The following is a 2,011-nucleotide window of genomic DNA, read 5'->3' as shown; positions in this document are numbered from 1 at the left end:
ACTGTGGGTAGGTCGCGATAGCGCATGGTTCGCCCTTCTCAGTGCCCGCCGACGACAATGTCGACCTCTGTAGCATGCCAGCCATGAAGGTCGGCGCCATGATCGAACCCCGGTTACCTGGCGCCACCGAGTTCGCGATAGCCGCCGAGCGGATCGGCGTCGACTCGCTGTGGATCCCCGAGGTCTGGGGCTACGACGCGCTGACCGGCCTGGCTTACCTGGCCGCCAAGACATCGTCGGTGCGACTCGGAACGTTTGTCGTGCAGCTGGGTTCGCGCAGCCCGGCGCTGCTGGCGACGTCGGCTCTGAGCCTCGAAGAGCTGTCGGCAGGTCGCTTCATCCTGGGGATCGGCACGTCGGGCCCACGCGTCATGGAGGGCTGGCACGGCGTGCGCTTTCGTAAGCCGGTGCAGACCACCCGCGAGACCATCGAGATCGTCCGCACGGTCAGCCGCGGCGATCGGCTCGAGCACGCCGGCGAGGTCTACCCGTTGCCGTTGCCGGACAGTCGCGGCACCGCGCTGCGGCCACTGGTGCGGCCCGCGCACGTCCCGGTCTACGTGGCGTCGATGGGTCCGCAGAACTTGCGGCTGACCGGCGAAGCGGCCGACGGCTGGCTGGGCAACGCGTTCATTCCCGAAGCCGCCGAGGTGTTCCTGGGTCCGCTGCGCGAGGGCGCGCAGCGCGCCGGGCGCACCCTTGATCAGCTGGACCTCGTTGCGCCCGTCGCGGTCGAGTTCCACGACGACCAGGCCTCGACCGATGCGGCCGCACGCCGGCACGCCGACGGTTACGCGTTCACGATCGGCGCGATGGGGGTGGGCGGGCAGAACTTCTACAACGATGCTTTCACCCGCCTGGGTTACGGCGACGAAGTCAGCACGGTCGCCGAATTATGGCAGGCCGGCAGGCAGGACGAGGCCCGCAGCGCGGTACCGCTGGACCTGGGCCGGTTGACGAATCTGCTTGGCACAGACGACATTATCGCCGAAAGGGTGAGCCGCTACCGAGCGGCCGGCATCACCACGCTGTTGGCGAAAATCGAGGGTGACCACGACCAGCAATTGGCTACGTTACAGCGGCTGGTCGCGATCACCCAGGCTGCCTGAGTCGATTGGGATTACCAGCGCATCATCGGCAATGGGCGCCGCGGATGGCGTACCGCGTATCCGGTCAGCCCCTTGGCGAGGAACACGTGGAATCCGTTGTACGGCAACCGGGCGACGACCGCCCGGACCGTTGATCGCCGGATTCGGTTGTGCAGCAGGCCACGGCTGACGTCGATGAGGTCGGCTTTGCGAAACGTCTCGGTGACGTGGTCATCGACCGGCCGCAGCCGATGGTGTTCGGTGATCAACGCGCGCAGCTGGTCGATGTCGGCGATACCGAACTCGTCGGCATACGCCGCAGCGAGGTCGGCCGACGGCGTCAGGTAGTCCAAGGTGCCGGCAGTCCAGATGCCCAGATCGTGCGTCGCCCAGGCCAGCGCCGCGACGTCGGGGATCGAAAAGCCAAGCAGCAGCTGGTGATAGGTGATGCAGCGGTATACGTGGTTGCGGTAAGCAGACAGGTCGTCGCCTAACGCATCGCGATGCCGATCCAGCACGGCATTGACGATCGGATGCGCTGGGACAATGTCGATGACGTCCATCGCGCCAAGCTTAGAGGGGCCGGCTTAGAGGGCCGGCTCAGGCGGCCAGATCGTCCCGTCCGGCCGTTTGCTCGTTCCTGCCGTTGCGCTTGGCCCGCTTGTCGCGGCGCCAGGCCCGCACGGTGGCGATCGCGGTCTTCAGACCGCGGCGACGTCCGGTCGCGGGATCGGCACCGGCGAAACCCGGCTCCAGTCCGGCGAACATCGACTCGCTGCGCGTCTCCGGCGCGTTGTCGGCGGTGGCGCGCAGGTACTTGTCGGGCAGTGACAGCTTGGCGATGGTCCGCCAGGTCTTGCCGTACTGCACCAGGAAAGGCCCTGTGGTGTAAGGCAAGTCGTACTTGTCGCAGAGTTCGCGCA

The 2,011-nt window shown here is 66.9% G+C and carries 2 protein-coding genes and 1 pseudogene; 1 reads left to right on the top strand and 2 read right to left on the bottom strand.

All coding sequences use genetic code 11. The features are described 5' to 3' along the window. Positions 1-83 precede the first annotated feature (83 nt). The gene (locus tag WAN02_RS30130) at positions 84-1,109 is read left to right on the top strand and encodes an LLM class flavin-dependent oxidoreductase (protein ID WP_422269042.1); all 1,026 of its coding nucleotides are present in this window, start codon (positions 84-86) and stop codon (positions 1,107-1,109) included. Positions 1,110-1,120: 11 nt separating this feature from the next. Here the strand turns inward: WAN02_RS30130 and WAN02_RS30125 are convergent, their stop codons facing one another. Together WAN02_RS30125 and WAN02_RS30120 are read right to left on the bottom strand one after the other, a co-directional pair. Next, positions 1,121-1,651 carry a hypothetical protein gene (locus WAN02_RS30125; RefSeq protein WP_422269041.1) on the bottom strand — a complete coding sequence of 177 codons (531 nt, stop codon included), beginning with the start codon at positions 1,649-1,651 and terminating at the stop codon, positions 1,121-1,123. Positions 1,652-1,688: 37 nt separating this feature from the next. Continuing rightward, positions 1,689-2,011: pseudogene (locus tag WAN02_RS30120) on the bottom strand (fatty acid desaturase); the annotation flags it as partial.

This window comes from Mycobacterium sp., assembly GCF_049281135.1.
Classification (GTDB): Bacteria; Actinomycetota; Actinomycetes; order Mycobacteriales; family Mycobacteriaceae; genus Mycobacterium.
Note: the sequence above shows the minus strand (reverse complement) of the source record. Positions and strands in the feature narration are given on the sequence as shown.